General features: G+C 47.8%; 24 protein-coding genes. 7 read left to right on the forward strand and 17 right to left on the reverse strand.

Features of this window, described 5'->3' with window-relative positions; genetic code table 11:
• Window positions 1-172 precede the first annotated feature (172 nt).
• The 4 genes from ACKTT9_RS25065 to ACKTT9_RS25080 form a co-directional block, all read right to left on the reverse strand.
• Complete coding sequence (locus tag ACKTT9_RS25065; RefSeq protein WP_407868028.1) at window positions 173-1,018, reverse strand: AraC family transcriptional regulator; 846 nt, start codon at window positions 1,016-1,018, stop codon at window positions 173-175.
• 190 nt (window positions 1,019-1,208) lie between these two features.
• The gene (gene tatA / locus ACKTT9_RS25070; RefSeq protein WP_127450046.1) at window positions 1,209-1,421 is read right to left on the reverse strand and encodes a twin-arginine translocase TatA/TatE family subunit; all 213 of its coding nucleotides are present in this window, start codon (window positions 1,419-1,421) and stop codon (window positions 1,209-1,211) included.
• Between the two features lie 20 nt (window positions 1,422-1,441).
• Window positions 1,442-2,002 carry a RidA family protein gene (locus ACKTT9_RS25075; RefSeq protein WP_127450048.1) on the reverse strand — a complete coding sequence of 187 codons (561 nt, stop codon included), beginning with the start codon at window positions 2,000-2,002 and terminating at the stop codon, window positions 1,442-1,444.
• Between the two features lie 20 nt (window positions 2,003-2,022).
• On the reverse strand, window positions 2,023-3,630 hold the full coding sequence (locus ACKTT9_RS25080) for a flavin monoamine oxidase family protein (RefSeq protein WP_407868029.1): 1,608 nt from the start codon (window positions 3,628-3,630) through the stop codon (window positions 2,023-2,025).
• 231 nt (window positions 3,631-3,861) lie between these two features.
• Here ACKTT9_RS25080 and ACKTT9_RS25085 point away from each other — a divergent pair, with 231 nt between their 5' ends.
• The 3 genes from ACKTT9_RS25085 (at window position 3,862) to ACKTT9_RS25095 (ending at window position 5,845) form a co-directional block, all read left to right on the forward strand.
• Window positions 3,862-4,089, forward strand: coding sequence for a MerR family transcriptional regulator (locus tag ACKTT9_RS25085; protein WP_127450523.1), 228 nt, complete (start codon window positions 3,862-3,864; stop codon window positions 4,087-4,089).
• 28 nt (window positions 4,090-4,117) lie between these two features.
• Window positions 4,118-4,876 (forward strand): twin-arginine translocase subunit TatC, encoded by a 759-nt coding sequence (tatC, locus tag ACKTT9_RS25090; RefSeq protein WP_407868030.1) that lies wholly within the window; start codon window positions 4,118-4,120, stop codon window positions 4,874-4,876.
• A gap of 81 nt (window positions 4,877-4,957) precedes the next feature.
• Window positions 4,958-5,845, forward strand: a complete 888-nt coding sequence (locus tag ACKTT9_RS25095; RefSeq protein WP_127450054.1) for a LysR family transcriptional regulator — start codon at window positions 4,958-4,960, stop codon at window positions 5,843-5,845.
• Here ACKTT9_RS25095 and ACKTT9_RS25100 read toward each other — a convergent pair.
• On the reverse strand, window positions 5,829-7,160 hold the full coding sequence (locus ACKTT9_RS25100; protein ID WP_407868031.1) for an APC family permease: 1,332 nt from the start codon (window positions 7,158-7,160) through the stop codon (window positions 5,829-5,831). The genes ACKTT9_RS25095 and ACKTT9_RS25100 overlap by 17 nt on opposite strands.
• Window positions 7,161-7,500: 340 nt before the next feature.
• Window positions 7,501-7,626 (reverse strand): hypothetical protein, encoded by a 126-nt coding sequence (locus tag ACKTT9_RS25105; RefSeq protein WP_407868032.1) that lies wholly within the window; start codon window positions 7,624-7,626, stop codon window positions 7,501-7,503.
• A gap of 411 nt (window positions 7,627-8,037) precedes the next feature.
• Between ACKTT9_RS25105 and ACKTT9_RS25110 the strand changes: the two genes are divergently transcribed.
• Entirely contained in the window at window positions 8,038-9,462 is a 1,425-nt protein-coding gene (locus tag ACKTT9_RS25110) for a discoidin domain-containing protein (RefSeq protein WP_407868033.1), read from the forward strand.
• Window positions 9,463-9,737: 275 nt separating this feature from the next.
• On the opposite strand, the gene ACKTT9_RS25115 is transcribed toward ACKTT9_RS25110, so the two are convergent.
• The 6 genes from ACKTT9_RS25115 to ACKTT9_RS25140 form a co-directional block, all read right to left on the reverse strand.
• The gene (locus ACKTT9_RS25115; protein ID WP_407868034.1) at window positions 9,738-10,712 is read right to left on the reverse strand and encodes an ROK family protein; all 975 of its coding nucleotides are present in this window, start codon (window positions 10,710-10,712) and stop codon (window positions 9,738-9,740) included.
• Window positions 10,713-10,728: 16 nt separating this feature from the next.
• A complete protein-coding gene (locus ACKTT9_RS25120) occupies window positions 10,729-11,412 on the reverse strand; it encodes an N-acetylmannosamine-6-phosphate 2-epimerase (protein WP_407868035.1) in 684 nt (227 codons plus the stop codon).
• The gene (locus tag ACKTT9_RS25125) at window positions 11,409-12,335 is read right to left on the reverse strand and encodes a dihydrodipicolinate synthase family protein (RefSeq protein WP_407868036.1); all 927 of its coding nucleotides are present in this window, start codon (window positions 12,333-12,335) and stop codon (window positions 11,409-11,411) included. Before ACKTT9_RS25125 ends, ACKTT9_RS25120 begins: the two co-directional genes overlap by 4 nt.
• Window positions 12,336-12,390: 55 nt before the next feature.
• Window positions 12,391-13,284 carry a carbohydrate ABC transporter permease gene (locus tag ACKTT9_RS25130; protein WP_407868037.1) on the reverse strand — a complete coding sequence of 298 codons (894 nt, stop codon included), beginning with the start codon at window positions 13,282-13,284 and terminating at the stop codon, window positions 12,391-12,393.
• Window positions 13,285-13,293: 9 nt separating this feature from the next.
• Window positions 13,294-14,190 carry a carbohydrate ABC transporter permease gene (locus ACKTT9_RS25135; RefSeq protein ID WP_157321905.1) on the reverse strand — a complete coding sequence of 299 codons (897 nt, stop codon included), beginning with the start codon at window positions 14,188-14,190 and terminating at the stop codon, window positions 13,294-13,296.
• A gap of 75 nt (window positions 14,191-14,265) precedes the next feature.
• Window positions 14,266-15,651 (reverse strand): ABC transporter substrate-binding protein, encoded by a 1,386-nt coding sequence (locus ACKTT9_RS25140; protein ID WP_407868038.1) that lies wholly within the window; start codon window positions 15,649-15,651, stop codon window positions 14,266-14,268.
• Window positions 15,652-15,872: 221 nt separating this feature from the next.
• Here ACKTT9_RS25140 and ACKTT9_RS25145 point away from each other — a divergent pair, with 221 nt between their 5' ends.
• The 3 genes from ACKTT9_RS25145 to ACKTT9_RS25155 are packed head-to-tail and all read left to right on the forward strand — an operon-like array spanning window position 15,873 to window position 19,309.
• On the forward strand, window positions 15,873-16,214 hold the full coding sequence (locus ACKTT9_RS25145) for a response regulator (RefSeq protein WP_407868039.1): 342 nt from the start codon (window positions 15,873-15,875) through the stop codon (window positions 16,212-16,214).
• Window positions 16,181-17,515, forward strand: coding sequence for a helix-turn-helix transcriptional regulator (locus ACKTT9_RS25150; protein WP_407868040.1), 1,335 nt, complete (start codon window positions 16,181-16,183; stop codon window positions 17,513-17,515). Before ACKTT9_RS25145 ends, ACKTT9_RS25150 begins: the two co-directional genes overlap by 34 nt.
• Window positions 17,516-19,309 carry a sensor histidine kinase gene (locus ACKTT9_RS25155; protein WP_407868041.1) on the forward strand — a complete coding sequence of 598 codons (1,794 nt, stop codon included), beginning with the start codon at window positions 17,516-17,518 and terminating at the stop codon, window positions 19,307-19,309. It begins immediately after the preceding gene.
• Between the two features lie 150 nt (window positions 19,310-19,459).
• On the opposite strand, the gene ACKTT9_RS25160 is transcribed toward ACKTT9_RS25155, so the two are convergent.
• The 5 genes from ACKTT9_RS25160 to ACKTT9_RS25180 form a co-directional block, all read right to left on the reverse strand.
• Window positions 19,460-20,254 carry a sporulation protein gene (locus tag ACKTT9_RS25160; protein ID WP_407868042.1) on the reverse strand — a complete coding sequence of 265 codons (795 nt, stop codon included), beginning with the start codon at window positions 20,252-20,254 and terminating at the stop codon, window positions 19,460-19,462.
• Window positions 20,255-20,256: 2 nt separating this feature from the next.
• Window positions 20,257-21,015 (reverse strand): AAA family ATPase, encoded by a 759-nt coding sequence (locus ACKTT9_RS25165; RefSeq protein ID WP_127450076.1) that lies wholly within the window; start codon window positions 21,013-21,015, stop codon window positions 20,257-20,259.
• Between the two features lie 26 nt (window positions 21,016-21,041).
• On the reverse strand, window positions 21,042-21,455 hold the full coding sequence (locus ACKTT9_RS25170) for a pentapeptide repeat-containing protein (RefSeq protein ID WP_407868043.1): 414 nt from the start codon (window positions 21,453-21,455) through the stop codon (window positions 21,042-21,044).
• A gap of 78 nt (window positions 21,456-21,533) precedes the next feature.
• On the reverse strand, window positions 21,534-22,166 hold the full coding sequence (locus ACKTT9_RS25175; protein ID WP_407868044.1) for a carbohydrate-binding family 9-like protein: 633 nt from the start codon (window positions 22,164-22,166) through the stop codon (window positions 21,534-21,536).
• A 26-nt stretch (window positions 22,167-22,192) separates the two neighbouring features.
• Entirely contained in the window at window positions 22,193-23,395 is a 1,203-nt protein-coding gene (locus ACKTT9_RS25180) for an enolase C-terminal domain-like protein (RefSeq protein ID WP_407868045.1), read from the reverse strand.
• Window positions 23,396-23,405: the final 10 nt, after the last annotated feature.

Genomic DNA, 23,405 nt, shown 5'->3' on the forward strand with positions numbered 1-23,405 from the left:
TCTCCTCATTGCCCAGATGACCAGCGGTAGATTAGCAGCAGACAGGTTCACACGCTCCTCTTTTCCACACATTCCTATCAACTTGGCAACGCTTACATATGAAAGTATAAAAGATTGCCAGCCCAGCATGTGTCCATTTATTGTCTAGAAGTTGCACTGTGTTGCGGTATTTCTAAAGCTGCAGACGGTAGGTCTTCGGAGTGATCCCCAGCACTGTTTTAAATACTCGGCAGAAATAAGACCCATTCAGAAAGCCGACCTCCTGCGCAATGAAACCGGCCGTTTTATTCGTCGTTTCGAGCAGCAAACAAGCCTCTTTTAGCCTGCGTGCCACGATAAATTCTGTAATGGAACTGCCCGTAGACTGCCGAAAAGTATGAGACAAATAATAGGTGGATAAGTGCAAATCCTCGGACATCCGATTTAAATCGAATTTCTCTTTATAGTGAAGTTCAATCCATTCGATCATCTGTATGGCGGTATGCGAATAACGTGGTCTGAGCTTGTCTTCAAGACCGCTATACAGCTTTTTCCTGACAGGCTCAATCCCCTGAAGAATGGCTAAAAGCGATAAAACGAACTCTTCCTCCTGTTTATGAAGGAGCGTACGCGCCAATTTCTCGTGGAGTCGCTCAAATAAAGCTGCCACATGCTGCTGCTCCCCAATGGCCTGACATTGTAACGGCTGCTTCCAGAGGATATTGAACCACTGGCGCATTCCGCTGAAAGCGAGCAGCGCTGCATCCAGCTTATAGGGATCAAACATGAGGATGGAGCGAACGAACGGCCCCTTAATTTGAAGCCGATGCAATTGAAATGGCTGAAACACCAGCAGCGTGCCAGGTTCAACAGGGAAAACCTGTTTATTCACCTCGACACGGCCGTATCCCTCGTAGACATACAGAAACTCCATACAAGGATGAGCATGGTAAATCTCCCACGCGGGCTTTCGACTGACCTTGTAATGGTTCAGGTGAAACGGTTCTTTTCTCACATCAACATTCGTGCTTAGCTTCAATCGCGATCCCTCCAACTGATGGAATGAAATGGCAGCCTTTTGCGTGAGCACACTATATCACATCCAGCCTTCCTGCAATTGTGTAAAACCTAGGTTTGCCAGTGTTTTTTATAGGCAAAAAAACCTGCACTTGCTCCCTCCCAAATGAGGAGGATCGCAGGTACAGGTTTCTTTTATTCACGTCGTGAAGTTAAGCCTTTGCTTTATCTAACAGTTTATCATCCTTCTCGATGTGATCAGCTGTTTCTTTGCCTTCGGAAACAAGCTCCCTCGCCGAACTCTTAAACTCATGCAGCGTACGTCCAACAGCGCGCCCAAGCTCCGGAAGCTTGGAAGGCCCGAATAGCACCAGCACAACAACTAAGATTAACATAAGACCTGGAAACCCAATATTTTGCAGCATAGATCATCAACTCCGTTTCATTAGTCTTGGTTATGATGTTTCGGATATACCGCTACCGCTTCGATTTCGATCAACCAGTCAGAGCTGACAAGGCCTGCCACGCCTACTGTGGAACGCGCCGGTTTCACAGGATTGGCTTCCGTGCCGAAGAATTGAGCATAAGCATCAAACCAACCTTGATAGTCAAACTTGTTCTCTTTGGCGGCATCAGCTGTCACATAGACTCGCAGATAAGCGACATCGGCAAGCGTCAAGCCTTTCTCCTTCAATTGCTTTTCAATTTCCTTCAAAATTCCGATACCTTGCGTTTTGGTATCTCCATAACGCTCATAAACGGTTTTGCCATCCTTATTAATAACCGGCGGCACGGTACCGCTTGTAAACAAATAGGAAGAGCCGGCCGGGACGGATACGCCCGCAGAAATCGATGAGCTCGGATTACCGTAGAACTCGACTTCATTAATAGGCTCCGCTGCATATTTATTTGTCTTCTCAGCTCCTGCTGCATAAGCGCTAACACAAATGAGGCATGAACCTATGGTGGCAGCTGCTATGGTTTTCACTTTTTTAGTTAAGATCATCGTTCATCGCTCCTCTTTGTCTACTCTTTCATGACGCGCTCATGAATCTCGGTGACCACTTTTCTTGCAGATTCGATAGCCCCTGCTTGCCAAGCGGTAATATAGCTGATGTGCTCTCCCGCCAAATAAATGCGGCCGTCCGGCTTACATAACGTCGGATAGTAGTTTTTACGGTCATCCGCCGTATAGGACGCCCATCCGCCCAGATTATACTTGATCTTCTTCCAGTCGATGGAGAACGAAGCTTCAAACTCTTTATAATATTGCGGATGGATTTTGGCGCCTTGGCTTAATGCATAATCTTCGCGCTGGGCCGGCGTCATTTTGCCGAGTTTATCCGCATTTCCGCCGAAGGCGTAGTAACCGAGCAGAAGCCCTTTTTTCGCAAAATAGTCGGTAGGCGGGTAATAAATGCTGGAAATATCCATATTCGTCAATGTACTTCCGCCGTAGATGAATTCATCTTCCTCCCAGAAGCGGCGTTTGAATTGAAGACCGATTTTACCAGCAGATGCGTAAGCAATCTTGGAAATCGCCGTCCTCATTTCAGCGGAGAAATCAGCCTTAATATCAGTGAGAACAGGAAGCGGAATGGTACAGATACAGTAGTCTCCTGAAATCTCTTTACCGGCACCCGTGTTCAAATCCTTGTACAGAATGGTTACGCCGTCAGACGATTGTTTAATTTCTTGCACTTCGGAATGGAAGACAATTTTGTCGCTTACACGCTTCTCGAAAGCTTTGGCAATCATATCCATCCCGCCAACCGGGTGGAACATCATCATTTGTTGGTCATAGGAATATTCACTGCTAAAAAATTGCCCAAAACCGGAATTAATGATGGCCTTTAAGCTAAAAGGGTCTTTCCGAACGCCGGAGTCGAATTTACCGCCCGGTTCCTCGGTGTAGCCGGCCCGCTCCGAGCCTTTGTAGAACAGATCCGCATTAAGATCTCCCTCGGATTTCAAGTATGCGACGAGCTTCGCTTTCTCTTCTGTTGTTAGAGGAAGATCCAGCGCCTTCTGATTCACTGCTTTCGCCAACATTTCGGCAACATACCCTCTTACATCCGCTTTGGCCTGGCGCTTCGGAATTTTCACACCCGATAATTCGCCAACATTTTCATTGTAATAGTAACCACTTTCGTTCACATTGTTAAACGGCTCGATCGCTACGCCAAATTTACGGGCATAATCCAAAGTTACATGAAACTGTGGAATCCGCATTGGTCCTGCGTTAAAATACATCCCGTTATCAAAGCGGGCCACTTGCTTGGTACCGCCAATTTCCGTGACCGACGTTCCTCTGCGAACCGACCATGCTCTACCACCCGCACGAGCTCTAGCTTCTAGAATGGTGCATTGATACCCCGCATTCCCTAGTTCATAGGCAGCTGTTAAACCTGCAATCCCTCCGCCTAAAATGATGACTTTCTTACCATTGCGATTGGTAGATGTGAGATCCCAGCCTGAAGGAGGCGTATAGTCGGCTGCTTTCATTGTCTCTGGGGATAACAAACCTAATGTACCCATTACACTGAAAAGTGCGGCTGACCCTCCTACTTTTCCGACTGTGGTCAAAAATTGTCTACGTGTAATTTGATCTTCTTTGATCGGTGTCTTCTCCATGCTCCCATCTCCTCGTTCGTGTTTGGATAAACCGCACCTTAAACATACCAACGGGAAATGGTTTCGTCATTAGTTTATGTAAGATAACATTACATAAATTAAACTTATACTAGGATAAAAAGGGATTATTTGATCTGTTTTTGCTGAAATGATAGAGTTTACTTATGTTTACGTCACTTACATGTTAGTTTAACTTACATAATTGGAGGTTGGATAACGATGATAACGAAGATGACGCAAAAGAAAGTAATACAAATCGGAGTGGTCAGTGAATTAACCGGATTATCAGAAAGGCAAATTCGCTACTACGAGGATCGGAAGCTTATTTTTCCGGAGAGGAGCAAAGGCGGCGTTCGCAAATATTCGTTCGAGGATATTCAGATGATTATGGACATTCATACGAAAATGTCGGACGGCTTCCACACCCTTGAGCTCAAGCGCATGCTGGCAGGTTCGTAAGGTAAACTGAGAGTTGGAGGCGCCATCTATGCAACTAAAAGAAATGATGTCATTAGTTGACCATTTATCCGAACTCCGAACCCGCATCATTCGAATTTTGGTCGTGCTGGTTCTTACTATGATTGGCGGCTTTTTCGCAGCACAGAAAATTCTCCTTTACTTTAAAGAGACACCACCGGCATCTACGATGAGTTGGCATGTGTTCTCTCCTATGGACGGCATTCGCATCTATATGATGATCGCTTTCGTCATTTCGCTTACGATTACGCTACCTTTCATCCTTTTTCAATTATGGGGCTTCGTGAAAGAAGGTCTTACGAAGGAAGAACAAAGCGCAACCCTTCGCTATATTCCTTATACCTTTCTCTGCTTTATCATCGGCCTTTCCTTTGCTTACTTCGTCGTTTTCCCAATGTGTATGACATTCACCGTGCGCATCACGGAAAACCTTGGTTTAACTCAAACCTATGGCGTCGCTCAATATTTCGGCTTTATGCTGAATATTGTGCTCCCTTTATCCATTGCGTTCGAATTGCCGATCGTCGTGATGTTCCTGACACGAATTAAGCTGCTCAATCCGAAGCTGCTGCACAAATTTCGCCGGTACGCCTATCTCGTTCTCGTCATTACGGCCAGCCTCATTTCACCGCCTGATCTTATTTCACATCTGATGGTTGCCATGCCCTTATTTGCTTTATATGAAATCAGCGTCGTGCTTTCCCGCTTCGTGTTTAACGCGCAAATCCGCGAAAACAGTAAAGTAAGCGCAGAACTTCCTTCTTATTAAAATAGGCCTTCATTATCATTGCCTTCCCTTGATGTATGGGATATATTTACACCAAGATATCCTACAGGGGCAGGGTGAATTATGCGTATCGAACAACTGCTGTATATGATTGAAATCAATCAAACAGGATCTATTTCGCTTGCAGCTGAGAAGCTGCATGTTTCCCAACCTAATATTTCACAAGCCATCGTCTCTTTAGAGGAGGAACTTGGCGTGAAACTTTTTAATCGATCCCGTTTTGGTGCTGCACCTACCGTAGAAGGCAAGCTAATCATCAGTAAAGCAGAAGAAATCATTAGCAAAGTAGAGGAGCTTCGGGAGTCTGTCAGTCATCATGACAAGGAACTCTCCGGGCTCCTCTCCATTGCGTCCATACCCAGCCTATGCTTAAGCGTTCTCCCAGGAGCGTTAGCGGTTTTTAAAGAAAAACACCCTGAGGTTGAGTTAGAGATGCTTGAACTTGATTACCAGCAGATCAAACAAGAGGTTCTTTCCGGCAACGTTGACATGGGGTTAATCGCTTTGTCCAAAGAACACGAAGAGAACAATAAACAATTAACGGTGGAAAAGCTGATGGATAACCGAGTCATGGCGTGTGTAGGCAAAAATTCACCATTCGCTCATCGGACAAGCATTTCCATTGAAGAACTGGCGAATCAACCAATTCTGCTCAATTCTGAACACTTAATTGAAAAGCTCCGAAAATACGGGGAACCGAACATTTTATTCAAACTCGGAAACTCGGAAGCAGCGAAGCGCGTGATCGCCGAGGGTATTGCGATTGGCTTTTATACCGAACTCGGTTTGAAATATGACCCCTACATTCTTACAGGCAACACGATTGCCCTGGAAATCACCGGAGAAGACATGGATGTCACCTTCTGCTCCATAAGATTAAGAAATCGGCATCAATCCATCGCCTCCAGAGAATTTGCCAAAGAATTAAAAGCGATTATTGCGTTAAATTAATTTCTAAGCGATCATCTTTTCGTCTGCCAACCATTTTCACATAAAGGATCGAAGCGATGAACAGCAGGACATTCCCAATAATTAATGGCGTTGACAACCGGCTTAGCAGTAAATAACCCTGGTACACTAGTAAAATAACAGCTATGGAGACAATGATATATAGCAAGGCTGGTTTCATGGTGAAGGGAGCTTTCCGGTAAAGCTCCGGATGTTTGCGTGGCAGTTGAAGTGCCGAGAGGACAGGAAAAATGCTGGAAAAAAGCAATATGCCGACACCAAGCTGAGAAATCGTCGTTAAGGATACGCCCGTCACGATCGGTATGACGCCGAGTAAATAGTAGAACGTCAGCAGCCAGTGCGGCGTGCCGAATCTGCGATTGACGGCGCCGAATGCGGCAGGAAGCCAACCGTCCCGGCACGCAACCAGCATTCCTCTCGTCACCCAAGAGAAGGTCACATTCAGGGTTGAAGCTAGCGCGAACATGGCTCCCCCAACGATAAAAAACAAAAACAACGGATGGGGCAATATGGTTCTGGCCACATCAGCAAGCGACTCTCCCGCAACCTCGCTAACCGGCAAAACACCAGTCGCCACAATGCCAATGCCAATGTACAACAGAGCAACGATACCACTGCTAATCAGTATGGCAAGCGGAATATCCCGATGAGGGCGTTTCATCTCCCCTCCCATTTCAACAACCGCATAAGCGCCGCCGGAAGCGAAGGAGGTCATCCCTACAGCCGTTAGCAACCCCGTCCAGCCACCTGGCATCATCTCCTTCGGATGAAACACCGAGTAATCGACTTCCGTCACTCCCCACACAATGAAAACAAGCAGCGAAACCAGCTTGATTACAACCAGCAATTTGCCCAAAGATGACATGAATTTCACGCCGAACAAATTAATCAGATAGAAAAACGTGAGAATAATGAAGGCAACCAGCATAATTGGCGCCTCTGGCATAAGTCCTTGTAAATATTGAGCAAATGAGATGGCATACACCGCTATCGTCAAATGGCCGAAAGTGAATAAAAGCAGATAAACAAACCCTGCATTCGGAGACAGCAGTCGGCTTGTGTACGTGTACATACCTCCTGTTGTTGGCAGAACAGATCCTAGTACCGCAAGTGGAATCGTAATAATAAGCATAAAAATCGAGGAAAGCAGGAAAGCAAGCGGCACCCCCGTCCCGGTTAAGCCAATGGCGATCCCGGTAATAGACATAATGCCTGCACCAATGATTTGACCAATTGCAATGCCAATTGCGTCCCTTAACCCTAATACCTTTTTTAAATCCGCTTCTTCATTCGCCACAATGACAACCCCCTCACAACTTTATTCACAAAGTTAACAACCCAATTCTTCATGCAGTCGACATTCCCTGCTTATTTTCTGAATATTTATTTTTTTTGTAATCCGGCATAAAGCTTCCCTGCCCCTGCATAGTTTATATAGTTGCTTATTACTGAAAGCCGCATGAAACTTTTACAGAAAATCATTTTTACTTGGGAAGGGAAGTTGATTTCGTATTCTTACACTTGAGAAAATCGAACACATTGAGGTTGGCTGTACAAATCCGCAGGACGCTATCATTATTCGCCTGTTGGTCGAGGGCATTGAGGCCCACGAAATCGTTTATTTAAAAAAGAGCTCATTAGACACCAAGAAGCAATTGCTTACTGTCACGGACGCCTTCGGGGCCAAAAGACAGGTACACGTATCCAAACGTTGTGTCGACTTGTTTCAAAAGGCCATGCTCCAAACGCAATATGTCGCTCACCTCGGCCATCCTACCAAACAAAAGGTCACCGATCTACGCAGCAGTGACGACCTGATCAAAGTCAGCATGGACGATTTCATCGCAAATCGGTGTCTGATTACTCAGATGGATTGCGTACTTTTAAGAACCATTTATATGCGCCTTCGGCAGTTAGCGGAAAGGTTTGCGACGCCGGAGCTTACATATTTAACTACGACCAGACTAGAGATAAAGCAAGCCGCACATGCTTAACATCGAAAAGAGGCCCTAGGGCCTCTTTTTTGATAGCTATTTCCCGCCAACCTACCCTTATACCGTAGCGAAATGTTCTATTTTTATTGTTTATGTACGAAAATGTTTGAATAATTCAGGATGATATGTTATTTTCATTATTGTAAGCGATTACATATAAGCGAAAGGCGGTATGAGGTAATGACTTATTTTGTAATGAGGACAGCCAGCCTATCCAACGTTTTCAGGAGGAAATCCACCCAACTGCTGCTTGTTTCGACGCTAGCAGCTGCGTTTGCACTGCCGGCGCAAGCTGGAGCGGCAACCGTTAACTGCAGTTCAGCTTCGTGCCTGACAACCGCACTGGCGAATGCCGCCCCCGGCGACAGAATCGTTCTTGCCGCAGGCACTTACACAGGCAACTTTGTGTCAGGTGTAAACGGCACGGCAGCGAATCCGATCACCATTGAAAGCGCCAGCGCCACCAACAAAGCTATTTTGAATGGCGGAGGAACTTCCAGTGGCTACACGCTTTATCTGACTGGTGATTACACCCAAGTGAAAAACTTGAAGATTACTAACGCCAAAAAAGGCATTATGATTGACAATGCCAACTACGGCCTGATTGATGGCGTCGAAGTGTATAATATCGGCGAAGAAGGCGTTCATTACCGCGACGGAAGCTCCAACAACGTCATTAAAAACTCCAGCGTGCATGATACCGGACAAGTCACCGCCGATTATGGCGAAGGTCTTTATGTGGGATCTGACGTCGGTAAATGGGAAACATACGTCAAGGAAGCGGATAACAATCGCATTACGAATGTAACGATTGGGCCGAACGTAACAGCGGAATCCGTTGACATCAAAGAAGGCACGACGGGCACCATCGTAGAGAACAGCACTTTTAACGGCACAGGCATCAGCGGTGCCAATGCGGCCGATAGCTTCATGGATGTCAAAGGCAATAATTCCATCATTCGCAATAACATCGTGAACCGCAATGGCAACGCCATTATCGTCGACGCCTTCCAGGTGCATGAACGTTCACCAGGTTGGGGTTATAACAATGACTTTTACAACAATACAGCCAATTTGGATAATGCTACTCCTAATGTCGTGCTGGTGAATGGCGGTTCTGCAAAAGCCTGCAATAATACCCGCACGCCTGCTGGGAACATGTATACGTCCGGCGTTACAACTTACACATCCTGCACGGGCGGGACGCCAACGCCATCCCTCCTGACGGTTTCAACCGTTAGCGATAGCGGTAATGACGGGAATGTCGCCACGAATACGCTGGACAACAACCTAAGCACACGCTGGTCCTCTCAGGGTGACGGTCAATGGATTAAATACGATTTGGGCGCCAGCAAAACCGTCGCCTATGCTTCGATCGCCTTCCATCAAGGCGACATTCGCACGACAACCTTTGATGTCCAGATTTCATCTGACAATACGAATTGGACCCCGCTGCTAACGAATAAAATCAGCACCACAACCCTATCGCAAGTGACCTATGACTTCACGGATACGGCGGGTCGCTACGTCCGCATCGTCGGTCACGGCAATTCATCGGGCAACGGGTGGAACTCCATTACGGAAGTTGATTTTTACGGTAATTAGGTAACGCAAAGAGACCGTCTTGGATCGCAGTTCTTAATCGGATGTCTTTAACGCCGATTCTTACAGCTATTCAGCACGAGAAAGCCAATTATGCTCAAACAACGGGAGTAACTCCCGTTGTTTGAGCTGAAAGTAGCAGCTTTGGCAAAGCTATCGACGATTTAGATGGAGTGTCTACCGCTAAACCATTTCCAGCCACGGAACAGCACAAATTAGCGTTAGCATTTCCATCTATTTTATCTGGAGCACTAAATAATTTACGGCATTCAATCCTATCAAATCGCAGGATCAGCATACTCCCACACCTGCAAAGCAGCCCCAATCATCCCGCTCCAGTTCCCACGATAAGCCTTCTCAATCCTGACGCCATCATGCATGGACGGCATGGTTCTAGCAGCCACCTCTTTCCTTATCTCATCCAGGAAACCATCGCCAGCTTCAGCAACGCCTCCGCCAATTATGATCAACTCCGGATTAAAGATATGAACAAGCGACGCCAGCGCCGAGCCCAGGGCTGCAATCGTTTCCGCCATGACTTCCGCAGCCACAAGGTCGCCAGACTGCCAGCGAGAGAAAACCTCTCGCGAATCCATAGCAACCGGAGCCTCACCTACTGCAACTAGCTTCTGCATCATTCTGCTAGCAATATTCGTGCCTGACGCATATTGCTCTAAACAGCCTCTGCCCCCGCATAAACAAGGCGCTCCGTTCCAATCCACCGAGAGATGGCCTAATTCCCCGCCTGCGCCCCAGCAGCCATGCACAAGATGGCCATCAACGACAACGGCGCCGCCGACTCCTGTCCCAAGTGCCACGCACAGGAAATGACGAACGCCTCTGCCTGCGCCAAGGTGTTTCTCCGTCAAAGCCAGGACATTGACGTCATTATCCACCGTGACGGGCAGCTGAAACTGTGCCTGCAGCAGCACCTTCAGCGGTGTCCCGGCGTAGCCCGGGAGCAGCTCCGAGGCGGAGCGAACTTGCCCAGCGGACCAGTCAATTTGCCCTGCGCTGCCAACACCGATTCCTTTATATCGGCAGCCAGGTTTGACAGCCTCAACCTCGGTGAGCAAGCTCTGAATCGTCTGCGTAACACGGTCCCTAGTGTTAACTTCCCCAGCTAGCGTAGGCAGACTGACCGTAAACAAGACCTCGCCACTTGAGCTGACCACGCCTGCATTCATTTTCGTACCGCCGATATCAACGCCAATTGCATAATCCGAATGGGAATCAAATAGGATTGTTTCCATCAATTCTCCCCCTGCCCTATCCTCGGCTCATCGCCTTGATGTATCGAGCCGTAATCAGTTGCGGCCGGGTAATCGCGCTGCCGACAACGACGTTAGCCGCACCGCATTCCAGTGCTTTCGCCGCCTCTTCCGGCGTCCAGATCCGCCCTTCTGCGACAACCGGGATCTTGACCGCCTCGCTTAGCTGCTGCAGCAGCTCAAAATCCGGTTCTTCCGACTGCCGGCTGTAAGAGGTATACCCCGAAAGCGTGGTGCCGATGAAATCCACACCAAGTCGCTCTGCAGCAATCCCCTCTTCCAGCGTCGAGATATCCGCCATGACCGCTGCGCCCATCTTGCGGGCTAGAGCAATCAATGGTTTCACGGCTTCCAGACGGCCCTCGCGATCCGTCACATCAAGCGCCACGACGTCCGCACCGGCCAAGACAATCGCTTGCACTTCATTTATCGTTGGCGTAATGAAGATGTCCGAGCCGGCGATATCGCGTTTGATAAGGCCAATAACCGGCACAGACACTTCCTGCTTAATGGCCAAAATGTCAAACACGCCATTCGTCCGGATGCCGACTGCGCCTGCTTCCACAGCAGCTCTGGCCATTTTGGCCATCGTATCTCCGCCCCGCAGCGGTTCATGTGGCAGCGCCTGGCAAGATACGATCAAGCCTTTTGCAGGGAACAGCTCACCTGATCTCTGTGTCACAGCCCTTCTCCTTTCACTTGCGCAGCAAAATCTAGAATTCGCTCATTTAACGCATGAATACGAGGCAGATCCGTTTCCCCAACCGGCAGCAGCGGCATTCTCGGCTCACCTGTGTCATAGCCACGCAGCTTCAAGATCGCTTTGCAGGCGCCATACAAGGATGGGAATGACAATAACTCCACGATCAGTGCATTCACAATAAACTGCCATTTCAATGCCTCCGCCATCTTTCCTTGCGCATAACAATTTTCAATGTGGAGGAAAAGCTCCGGCATCACACCGTATGTACCGCCAATTCCACCATCCGCGCCAATGCTTCTACCGGCCAAATATTGTTCATCCGGCCCGTTGAGAACGAGGAAATCTTCGCCACCGGCCGCTTTGAACTGCTGCAGCTCGAATGTGCTCTCTGCGGAGATTTTGACGCCGATGACTTTTTCTTGAGCCGCCATTTTGGACAGAAGGCCTACGGATAGCTGAAAGCCCGTCGTTTGCGGGATATGATAGATGATAAAAGGCAGATGCGTACTGTCGATGATCGCCTGCCAATGTGCCTCTACACTTGACGCCGACAATCGGTAATAAATGGCCGGAACAGCGGAAACCGCGTGCGCTCCAATTTTCTCCGCATGAAGGGCAAGCTCCACGCTATCACGCGTAGCAGGTGCACCGACGTGCGCGATAATTGTCAATTCATCGCCGACTTCGCTGACAACGGCTTCCAGCATCAGTTTGCGTTCAATCACAGATTGCAGCATACCTTCACCGGAACTACCGCCGACATACAAACCTTTGACGCCTGAATCAGCGTAATACCTAGCCAAACGGCGAGCTGCTGCCAAATCAATTTCACCCGAAACATCGTAACAAGAATACATCGCAATTATAATCCCTTTAAATCGATCTAAATTGTAGGATTTCATGCTGCATTTACCTCCGGCTTTGTAGGAATTTCGACTTTCTATCCCATGCTTTTATTTATCCTTTTACGGCACCCATTGTAATACCCTGTGTGAATGCTTTTTGGAACACCAGGAAAATGGCAATCATAGGAACGGAGGCGAGTGCAGCTCCGGCCATAAGTACACCGTAATTCGTCATAAACTCACTCTGCGTCGTCATCATAGACACACCTAACGGCAATGTCATCATCGTCGTCGAGCGGATCATAATGAGCTGACTGAAATAATCGTTCCAGGATGCGATAAACGTGAAGATGGCAAGCGCACCAAGTGCGGGTTTGAGCAAAGGTAAAATAATCGTGGAGAACAAGCGGATCTCCGAGCAACCGTCCATCTTGGCCGCTTCCATCAATTCCCCTGGAATGGTCTGAGCGAACTGCTTCATTAGGAACACACCGAATGGCCAGCCGATCGCCGGCAAAATAAGCCCATAATACGTATTAACCCAACCAAAATCCGCCAACATCGTAAAAAGCGGAACAAGAATAACCTGCTTCGGCAGCGCCATCGCCGCGATGAACATCGTAAAAATAATTCTGCGTCCTGGGAAAAGCTTCTTCGCAAGCACATAGCCGGCCGTCGAAGAAACGAGGCAAACCGCAATCATTTCCACGATAGAGATAATGAAACTGTTCAGCGTCCAACGCCAAATCGGGTTCTTAAACAATTCGAGCCAATTGCTGAGCGTCGGTTGAAGCGGGAACCATTCAGGAGGTATCGCTGTGGCGACCGTCTGAATTTTGAAGGCACCGGTCATGATCCAATAGAAGGGAAAAATGAACACAATCGTAGAAAGAATTAAAAGCACGGTGGAGACCACTTTCGTCGGCGTCCATGTACGTTTGTTTCCGGTGTATCGCTGTTTTCTGACACTGCCGGTGTGTGCGTGCACATGTGTATTTGCTGTCATGATGACCTCCTAGTACTCAACATCGCTGCCAAAATATTTGAATTGAATGACGGATATGATGCCAATTACAATCGCCAATATAATGCCCATGGCGGAAGCAAGACCGAAATGCCCGAGCATAAAAGCTTGCTCGTACACGCCATACATCACCGTCGATGTGCTGTAAACCGGACCGCCCGAGGTTAACAGCTGAATTAATGCGAAACACTGGAACGTGTTAATCGTCGTAATGACAATCACATACAGATTCGTCGGCATGAGCATCGGCCATACGATTTTGGTGAATATTTGCCACGGGGTTGCACGATCAATCTCCGCCGCTTCGATATAGGAGGTAGGAATGTTGCCCAGCGAAGCGACATACAAAATGATGGGCTGTCCGACAGACGTTGTAATCAAAACGGCAATGATCGCGAGCAACGCAGTTCTTGTATCGCCTAACCACGATATCGGATCGAAACCGAATAAACCGATGATATAATTCAAAATTCCGTAGTTGGGATGATAAATCCAACCCCATACGACCGTAATACTGACAACCGAGGATACGGCAGGCAAGTAAAATACACCACGGAAAAACGACCTGGAAAACTCTTTCATTTTATAAATATTGACGGCTACAAAGATGGAAAATACGATGACGATCGGAACCGCAATAACAACCAACAAAATCGTATTTCGCATGGACTTCAGAAATGTTTCGTTATGCATCAAGGAAACGTAGTTATCTAAACCAATAAAATCAAAAGTTCTCAAAGAATAATCGAAAAAGCTGATGTAAATACCTTTTAGCATCGGATATGCGACAAAAATCAGAAAAAATCCAAACGCTGGAAGTAAAAAGAGATAGCTCATCAGCCAGTCGCGCAGGACCATATTTCTCGATTTGCTAACCGTTGCTTCCATTCCCTTTTCCCCATTTCTCGTGTTTAGTGCAGGAGCAGCGCCGCTTGCTGCGCTGCTCCCCCTGCCTATTGCTGTTTATTTTTGAACTTGCGCTTTCGCTTTGGCAATGGCCTCATTGGCTTTGGCCGCAAAGGCGTCCAGCGCCTCTTTCCCCGTTGCCGTTCCTGTCAATGCGCGCTGCAGCTCAGGGAACCAGAACGTGCGGATTTCCGCATAGCCGTCTGCAATTGTCGGAGGATCTGTGATAAATTGACGCGCCAAGTCCGCATATTTATACTCAGGGTCGTCATACAAGCCGGTTACCGACGTACGTGCGGATAGACCACCGGTCTGAATGACGTTCTTTTTGCCCCAAACGGGATCATTGACAACGAAATCGATAAATTTCTTGGAAGCTGCAATTTTGTCAGCATTCCCGTTGTTGAAAATCGCGAGCCCCCCAAGGAACGGCTCAAGCTTAGGTTTCGAGCCATCCAGTGTCGGGAATGGAAGCAAAATATCCTCAAACGGCACTTTTTTATTCGCCACGTTTTGGGCTTTCAACACTGGCGAGTAGTTCAGGGTAAAAGCCAGCTTCCCTTGTAAAAACAAGTCGTTGACGTCAGACGCGGCCAGGGAAGCTGCTCCCGCTACGCTGATCTTGTCTTTGGTGGCTTCGACAACCCAATCCAGCGCCTTGCCGGCATTCTCGGTATTGATCGCAACTTTCGAGTTATCTTCAGACAGGAATCTTGAAACCCCCATGTTAGCCAAATAGGCGCGAGTGCCTTGATCACCTGCCGTGCTTTTCGCGAAGAAGCCCGTTGGAATCATATCCGGCGCTTTCTCTTTCACAGCCTGCAGCGCCTTTTCGTATTCCGCTACCGTCCATGTTCTGTCCGGTTTGTTCAGCGGAAGCAGATCGAGCGCGCCGATTTTCTCAAACACGGTTTTGTTCACAGCCATCATGAACGGCCCCGTATTCAGCGGATACATGACGATCTGATCGCCGACGGTGGATTGCTTCCAGAATGCCGGTGCAATGTCATTTTTAACTTCCGGGGTCACCATGTCGTTTAAAGGCGCGAGCAATTTTTTCTTGCCCCAATCAATAATGCGTCCAGGAGCATCATAAATGACGTCAGGCGCCGTATTGGACGCAATCGCGACATTCAACTTTTGCGGACCTCCATCGAACGTAATCATTTCAAGATTGACTTTTATTTCCGGATATTTTTGATTAAATGCTGCAATGATTTGTTTCTCGTATTTGCCGACTTCACCGTCCAAGGTTTGGAAGTTGGGAAAGTTCCACCAAGTAATCTCGACGGGCTTAGCAGCCGCTTGGGTCGCTGCAGGCGTTGCTGCGTCCGGCGTTGCTGCCGGTTTACTTCCCTCCGAATTACTGGTGCATGCAACCAATTGGGATCCTACTAGCGCTACACCTAAAACGGTCATCAGCCCTTTTTTCATTGCTCTCATCTAAGTACCCCCATTATCGTTATAGGAACGAATGATTTCGCTTTCATTCCTTGCTCTAAGCATAAAACATATCCATCCGTGGCAAAATCCCACTGGTTTTACATCTATGGTCGTATTCTGACCTATTTGCTTTTCGATCTTTTTCAAACACGTTTTGTAGCGATTTTAGTATATAATTTAGAAAAAGAACAGAGCAGGCCATAAATCTTTCGGGGGATCTTATGTATAAACTACTCATTGTCGAGGATGAGCCACTCATTCGCACAGGCATCAAGCATTATTTTAACTGGCAGGATCTTGAGGTCTCCCATATTGTAGAAGCGGACAACGGGAAAACTGGCCTAACAATGGCCTTGCAAGAGAAACCTCATCTCATTATTACGGATATCCGCATGCCGGAGATGGATGGGCTTGAGATGATTGAGCAATTGCGCCCCCAGCTCCCGGATACGGTGTTTGTCATTTTGACAGGATTCAATGAATTTGCCTATGCGCAGCAAGCCATACGTTGGGCGGCGTTCATGCCTTTTTGCTTAAACCGCTCGAATACGAAGAAAGTCTGACCACAATCCAAAGTTGTCTACAAGAAATTGTAGCTAGGGAGAAGAAGCGGGAAACCCACTCCGAGCTCATCCATGAAAGCAAGCTGTCCAAGGGCAGCGAATGGGTTCAGCTTTTGCTGGAGGAACCTGATCTCGCTGTGGCCCAAGAGGGAAAGCTGCAGCAGATCTTTGAATTCCAAAGCGACAACTATGGGTATGCCCCTTTTGTTATCTCGTGGTTACCTATGAAAACAGCTGCTCCTCTTGCCAAAAATAGCATCAAGCAGATGGCGGCCACTTGGATTGATGATACGATTTCGTCGCTGTATTCGACTGAAACGGCACGTCAAATTATTACCTATATGTATAGATCGAAGATATACGGGCTTGCAATTTTAAATAGCCCCTGTGCGGAGGTCGATCAAAGACTTGCTTTTCAACAACTGGAGCGTTTGTTAAAGCAAGCGGGAGAAGTGAGCCAAACTTCTATTTTCATGGCCATCGGGGAACCAACAGACAAACTGCCTGAATTAGGCCATTTGCTGCACCAGACGGATAAAGCATTATGGCAGCGTTATTATGAAACTGGCCGGCACGTGTTTCTTGCAGCCGTTGGCGAGACGGCACATGCAAGCAAATCATCCGCCATTCATTTGGATGATCAAGATAAAAAACAGCTTTATGCCTGCTTGGAAAGCGCTAATGCAGAGGAAATCAAAAAACTCTTGCATCGATTTGAGAAGGACAATCTTGCACATATGCCGCAAATGGCGCCCGCACGTTGGCTTGCCTTTTTGCAGGAACTCATCGGCGTTTGCATTCAGTTTGCCAATAAAAACAGCATCCCGTTTGAAAGCGTCTACAGCGACAAGCTGTTAAGCCTTGCCTTCGCGGATGATTTCTCAACATTCGAGGCTCTCTTCGACTGGCTCGGGGATTGGATGGCGCAGCTCGGAACCTTGTCCCGGGATGGCTCGCTGTCGGACCAGCAGCAGGACGTGCTCATTTTTGAACACATCGCCTCTTTCATTAGGCAGAACATTGCGGAAGATGTGACGCTGCAAATGGTCGCTGACCGCTTTTTCTACAATCCTTCCTACTTAAGCCGCCTGTTCAAAAGAAAATTAGATAAAAATTACATGCGGTTTGTCACGGAAATCCGAATAACCTACGCTCAGGAGCTGTTAAAGAAGCCTGACTTATTAGTAACGGACATCTGTACGATGTGCGGGTACAAAAGCTACAAGCATTTCGTCAAAACCTTTGGTATCATCGCCCAAATGACACCCACCGAATACCGCAAAAAATGGGGTTGGTCCTAAATGTTGAAATGGCGGATGAAGCACGTCAACCAGCAAATTTTTGTACTGATGATCCTGATTATTACAATTCCTTTATTAATCATTTCCGTTATCATCTACTTATTTTCCATACAAGCCGTCAAAAACGAATACCAAAGCAGCTCCAACTTAATTCTTACGAATTTGTCCTTCAACATTGATCAGTACTTGCAAAGTATCGAAAAAGGAACGCTGAACGCACAAATGGACGGACAGCTGCAAGGAGCGCTGGAGCATTGGACCCTAGCTGGCGAGGACAGCGGCAACGATCAGATGATTGTATACGGCAACATTATCGAGCATTTTATCAGCTCTATCGAGATGACGATCAAGAACGTGGACAGCGTTCAAATTTACGCAGGCTCCAGAATGTTTTACTCGATGAATTTCAATCGTTCCGACTACGATGTGAAGGATTTTACGCATGAAGACTGGTATATTCAGACACAGCAAAAAGCAGGGGGAATCGTACTTTTTGGCGCACATCTTCCTTTTCATCGGGTCAATGCCAAAGAATCGGTTATTTCCATCGCTAGAGTCATTAACAAAGTAGGCAGCAAACAGCCTATCGGTGTCATGCTCATTGACATTCGTTTGGATTCTCTAAGGGAAATTCTGAAGCTATCGGAGGATCGGAAGCGGAATTTCATCATTATTGATGATAAAGGCGGCGTGATTTACAATTCCAACCGCAATCAGTCGATAAGCGATTTGTCGGCAACGCTCAAGGAGCAAGCCATTCAATCCATGCTGGGTAACGAAACGGGGAGTTTTTATGCCAATTTCTCAGGCGTTGACTCGTATATTAACTTTGTCACTTCTTCGTATTCCGGTTGGAAAGTCATTCAATATATCGATGAGAAAGAAATGACCAAGCAAGCCGATATTTTGATTAAAATAGTTCTGACCTTAGCCTTCCTCTCCCTGGGCACAGCGCTTCTCTTCATGTTTATCCTGTCCGCGCGTGTGACCAAACCGATTATTCTGCTTAGCAGACAGGTTAAATTGGTCGGGTTAGGGAAATTCGACGTTGATTTAAGCAGCGACCGTCAGGATGAATTCGGTGTGCTGTATCAGGGCATCCGTAAAATGGTGGAGGATCTGCAAAGCTATATCGAGCGCTCGGCTACGGCGATGGTGCAGCAAAAAATAGCTCAATTCGGCGCGTTAAAAAGCCAAATTAATCCTCATTTCCTCGCCAATGTACTCGAATCCATCCAAATGAAAGCCGTCATTAACGGACAGCGGGAAATTAGTGAGATGGTCGGCATGATCGGCCGCCTGTTCCGCATTCAGATCCAGACCGGCAAAGAAACCGTATCCCTGCGTGAAGAGCTTGAGCATATTCGGTTATATGTGAAAATCCAGCAGCTCCGCTTCGGTGATAAAATCCAGTATTCCGAGAAGCTTGCGGACGAAAGCGCCGAACTGCAGGTCATTCACTTCTCCCTCCAGCCGCTCATCGAAAATGCGATTGTGCATGGGTTGGAGCGATTAAGCGGGCCAGGTTTACTTGAAGTGTCCACGGTCAAATCCGGCAATGATATGCTCATCATGATCAAAGACAATGGTGTGGGCATGGACGAAGAAAAGCTGCAACAGCTGCAATTAAGGCTAGCGCAGCCTTCCAGTGCGTTAGACGAGGCCCATATCGGAATTAAAAATGTTCATGATCGCATCTGTTTCTACTTCGGCGAACAATACGGCCTGACCTTGTACAGCCAAACGGGGCAAGGCACGACGGTAATCATTCGCCTTCCGATGAAACAAGGATAAATGACTTCGTCGTCCCTCCGGACGAGCGCGTTTGTCAAGGTAGAGCGAAGCAAAAGAAAAAAACGTATACTTTCGTATCTACTAAAAAGGGACTGTTTCGAAAGATCACATGATCTTTTGAGACAGTCCCTTTCGTGCATGGCGTGTATGTTACCGATCCAGCAAATCGTCAAAAATGCCCCGGAACTGATCCGCCACGGATTCAGCACCTTCCTCAAGCTCATCTACGCTGAAAAAGAAACGGTGATGGGACTCATCCGTATCCAGCATATCCGCTAAAAGTCCGCCGAAGCCCCGCGTTCTGCGGTCAAATTCCAGAAGGACTTCGACCCCGTTCTCATCCGGGTAGAACACAAGCTCCAACTCATCCACGGAGCTGCGGTATTCCCCATTTTGATACGGTACAAATTCGAAATTTTGAATAAAAGGCAGATGATAATTACGCTGCGGATAATATTCGTTCTCTGCTTTATGTAAATGAAAACCAAGTTCCTCCAACGCTTCAAAAATAACCGACGTGTGCGGGTGAGCCAACACCTCGATATGATCACGATCGGAAGGATCAACCGCGTTGTCCACATCCATGCCTGTACGGATCCATATTGGGCTCACGCCAATAGAAATAGGCGTCTCATGCGGCAGCACGAAATGGAAAGGAATTTCCACCGATTCTCCCGGTTCAAAAACAAAACTTTCCCCAAGCAGAATATTGGCGATCACAACCGTTTCTCTGTGCATTCGATTCGCATCGTTATTTGCCGGTTTGAGGTATTCCGTCATGATTTGAAAATAGATTCTGTCCACTTTCTGCTCTACACTGCCGCCTTTGGCAACAATAACTCCCTCTACAAGCTCCCCGGGAATGAAAGCCTCCGTATGGAACTGCGTGTCGATTTCAATGTTGCCAATCCCTACTTTAGCCATCATTTTCTTAAAAAAAGACATGATTATTCCTCCGCTTCATCCTCATCAAAAAGCGCCCGAAAATACCGCTCCCGATGATTCAAGAAATCTCTCGTTAAATTGAAATGATCCGTATCTTCATACGAGATTGGCTCGATGGCGGTTTCAGTAAACTGCAAAATTTGCGCGCCTGGATACGCCATGATGATCGGGGAATGCGTAGCTATAATAAATTGCGCCTGACCTGATTTCTCCAATTCCCGAATCATGCTGAGGAAAGCCAACTGATTCTGCGGCGATAGCGCCGACTCGGGCTCATCCAGCAGGTACAAGCCTTTGCGGCCGAACCGGTTTCGGAAAAAGGTCAAAAAGGCTTGGCCATGCGACTGCTCATTCAGGGATTTGCCGCCGTATGGCGCGTAAGCTTGAAATCCAATATACGGATCCTTCGCCAGCTCATCAATATACCCGGCAAACGTATCAAAGGTCTCTGCACGGAAAAAGAGTCCATGGCTGACTTTGGGCAGCCACGATAATCTCATGATATTTGCCAGCGATTCATCATCTTTTTCTTTCTTGATCGTTAAATCCCGGCCTCCGACCACACTAAAGCCGCAGGAGACACCGATCGCCTCCAGCAGCGTTGACTTCCCCGAACCATTATTTCCGATAAAAAAGGTGACATTCGAGCGGAATCTGAGTTCATCGATTTGGCGAATGGGCCTAATGTTAAACGGAAATGCCGCTTGATCCGCTTCGGACAACTCGGACCAATTCAAGGTTATTCGCTGTAAAAATGGCATTCGTGCCTCCTGCTGCTCATCTCTTATTAATTAGCTGAATAGTTTTTGAGTAAATCTTCAACAAGAATGCCATTGATTTTCATGCCCCTGAGTTCACAATCTGTAAGCTCGGCATCCGTGAAATCACAGTTGGCAATCTTGGTATTGGCTAGTTTGCATTTCGTAAATGAGGTATCGGCAAAATGAACATGTTCGATCTGAGCGTTGCTGAAATTGGCATTCTGAATGCTCGTGTTCGAAAGGTTGATGTTCGAAAACTTTGTTTTCTGCATATTGATGTCATCTAACACCATGCCGCTCATATTCGCATTATGAATCTTTGTGTTGGCAAGATTCACATCGTCAAAAACAAGCTCCTCCGCTTTCACTTTTTCAAACTTTGAACCCGTGATATCCGCCATATGCACATTCAATTGCTCCGTTTTCAAATTCAATCTCATCAACCTCGCCTTTTCAGCAGATTCATTCCCATTGACATCTTTAATAGTGCTTACATTAACTTTACACGAAAATGGTTCTCAGGCAAACTGCAAGAAGCCAAATTTCTCCGGCGTATGAAATTGCATCGTCCCCACCGGAGACCAAGCCGAAAATTCATCCGGCTGACCGCATCCTCTGTCAATGCGGAAAAAGTTGATTCGCCATATATCACTCACAGAGGGAACGCCAACCGAAAAGTTGCCCAGCGGCAATTCCCAAATGGACACATAACCACTCTCGGAAACTCTCGTCTCTGTCTTCCAATCGATCGCATGCCACTCTCTAACTACCTGAATCGGTGGACGGGCAGCATCATAATGAATGATAGCGTCAAATTTCACATTCGCCGGAGAGACCTCGAACTCTTTGTACTCCGAAACCTTGCCCGTATCGCAAATAAATACTTCTACGACATCTTCTTCGTAGAGGGAATCATCATGATTCGTCATTGTGGCTATGACGTAATCGTCATCGCAGGTGAACCGGAAATAGATGGCTTCGCGCAGCCGGTTCCAGCAACCTTTAACTTCTGTGGACAACCTCGGCTGGCCGCCAGTAACGATGTCTCGAAGACGAATGGCAGGCAGCCGATCCCAGACCAGATCGTCCAATGATGGCGAACATGCAAAGTCTGCATGTTCACAAATATAAAGGGGCAGCTTCTCCTCCACAACGCTCACTCCCCTTCTTCACTTCCCTACGGCCGAATGGCCGTTCCATCCGGGATTCGAGCCAGTGTCCAAGCCGGCAGCTTGTCATGACAAGGATACAGTGCAGCTTTGCTCTCGTCTAGGTCAATGCCAAGTCCTGGCTTATCGTTGACGTAGACATAGCCATTCCGTACTTCCGGAGATCCGGGAAATACTTCTCTCGCCTGCTCGGAATATTCGGTCCACTCCTGTATGCCGAAATTCGGACTGGCCAAATCCAGGTGAATATTAGCTGCTGCACCTACGGGAGAAAGATCCCCGGGTCCGTGCCACGCCGTCCGCACGCCAAAAGCTTCGCAAAGCGTGGCCAGCTTTCTAGCTGGCGTCAAGCCTCCGATGGCACTGATGTGGCAGCGGATAAAATCAATGAGCCGCCGTGAGATAAGCGGCATCCATTCCGCCGGATGGACGAACAGCTCCCCCATCGCAAGCGGTGTTGCACACTGGCTGCGCAGATTTTCGAACCAATCGAGCTGCTCAGGAGGCAGCGCATCTTCGAGGAAGAAAAGCCTGTACGGCTCGAGCTGCTTCGCCAACCGGACAGCCTCAATCGGCACAAGCCGCTCATGGATGTCATGAAGCAGCTCAATCTCGCCGCCCAGCTGCAGGCGCATATGCTCGAAAAGATGAAGCACGCTGCGCGAATAAGCCTGCGGGTCAAAATAAACGCCGGGCTGTGCGTTCTCCGGCGAATGCAGTTGATGGCCGCGCCCGCCGTAACCGCCCATCTGGCAGCGCAAGTAGCGGTAGCCTTGCTCGATGAAAGCGCGAACATGATGTTCGACTTCCTGCGCATCGCGTCCGTCTGCATGGCGGTAGACCGCCGCCGCTTCGCGGCATTTGCCGCCAAGCAGATCATACACGGGCATATTCGCCAGCTTGCCCTTAATGTCCCACAGCGCCATATCGACGCCGGCAATGGCATTATTCAGGACAGGTCCGTTGCGCCAGTAGGAGCTGACCATGGAGGTTTGCCATATATCTTCAATACGGCGCGGATCTTTACCCACAAGAAACGGCTTCAAGTATTGCTCAACGGCATTAGCCACTGTCAGATGTCGCTGTGTGAACGTAGCACAGCCGATTCCATACAAGCCTGGTTCCGTCGTTTCTACTTTTACAACAACAAGATTAATACCATCCGGAGCGGTCAAGATTACGCGTACATCGCGAATTTGTAAGTGCGACACTCTCATTCAT

The sequence above is a fragment of the Paenibacillus sp. P36 genome, assembly GCF_045866505.1.
Lineage (GTDB): Bacteria > Bacillota > Bacilli > Paenibacillales > NBRC-103111 > Paenibacillus_E > Paenibacillus_E chondroitinus.

What these genes read in the sequence shown, in the direction of transcription:
- tatA (WP_127450046.1), bottom strand. Translation starts at nt 1,421, where the DNA reads ATGCTGCAAAATATTGGGTTTCCAGGTCTTATGTTAATCTTAGTTGTT.
- ACKTT9_RS25075 (WP_127450048.1), bottom strand. Translation starts at nt 2,002, where the DNA reads ATGATCTTAACTAAAAAAGTGAAAACCATAGCAGCTGCCACCATAGGT.
- ACKTT9_RS25080 (WP_407868029.1), bottom strand. Translation starts at nt 3,630, where the DNA reads ATGGAGAAGACACCGATCAAAGAAGATCAAATTACACGTAGACAATTT.
- ACKTT9_RS25085 (WP_127450523.1), top strand. Translation starts at nt 3,862, where the DNA reads ATGACGCAAAAGAAAGTAATACAAATCGGAGTGGTCAGTGAATTAACC.
- tatC (WP_407868030.1), top strand. Translation starts at nt 4,118, where the DNA reads ATGCAACTAAAAGAAATGATGTCATTAGTTGACCATTTATCCGAACTC.
- ACKTT9_RS25095 (WP_127450054.1), top strand. Translation starts at nt 4,958, where the DNA reads ATGCGTATCGAACAACTGCTGTATATGATTGAAATCAATCAAACAGGA.
- ACKTT9_RS25110 (WP_407868033.1), top strand. Translation starts at nt 8,038, where the DNA reads ATGACTTATTTTGTAATGAGGACAGCCAGCCTATCCAACGTTTTCAGG.
- ACKTT9_RS25115 (WP_407868034.1), bottom strand. Translation starts at nt 10,712, where the DNA reads ATGGAAACAATCCTATTTGATTCCCATTCGGATTATGCAATTGGCGTT.
- ACKTT9_RS25125 (WP_407868036.1), bottom strand. Translation starts at nt 12,335, where the DNA reads ATGAAATCCTACAATTTAGATCGATTTAAAGGGATTATAATTGCGATG.
- ACKTT9_RS25130 (WP_407868037.1), bottom strand. Translation starts at nt 13,284, where the DNA reads ATGACAGCAAATACACATGTGCACGCACACACCGGCAGTGTCAGAAAA.
- ACKTT9_RS25135 (WP_157321905.1), bottom strand. Translation starts at nt 14,190, where the DNA reads ATGGAAGCAACGGTTAGCAAATCGAGAAATATGGTCCTGCGCGACTGG.
- ACKTT9_RS25140 (WP_407868038.1), bottom strand. Translation starts at nt 15,651, where the DNA reads ATGAGAGCAATGAAAAAAGGGCTGATGACCGTTTTAGGTGTAGCGCTA.
- ACKTT9_RS25145 (WP_407868039.1), top strand. Translation starts at nt 15,873, where the DNA reads ATGTATAAACTACTCATTGTCGAGGATGAGCCACTCATTCGCACAGGC.
- ACKTT9_RS25155 (WP_407868041.1), top strand. Translation starts at nt 17,516, where the DNA reads ATGTTGAAATGGCGGATGAAGCACGTCAACCAGCAAATTTTTGTACTG.
- ACKTT9_RS25160 (WP_407868042.1), bottom strand. Translation starts at nt 20,254, where the DNA reads ATGTCTTTTTTTAAGAAAATGATGGCTAAAGTAGGGATTGGCAACATT.
- ACKTT9_RS25165 (WP_127450076.1), bottom strand. Translation starts at nt 21,015, where the DNA reads ATGCCATTTTTACAGCGAATAACCTTGAATTGGTCCGAGTTGTCCGAA.
- ACKTT9_RS25170 (WP_407868043.1), bottom strand. Translation starts at nt 21,455, where the DNA reads ATGAGATTGAATTTGAAAACGGAGCAATTGAATGTGCATATGGCGGAT.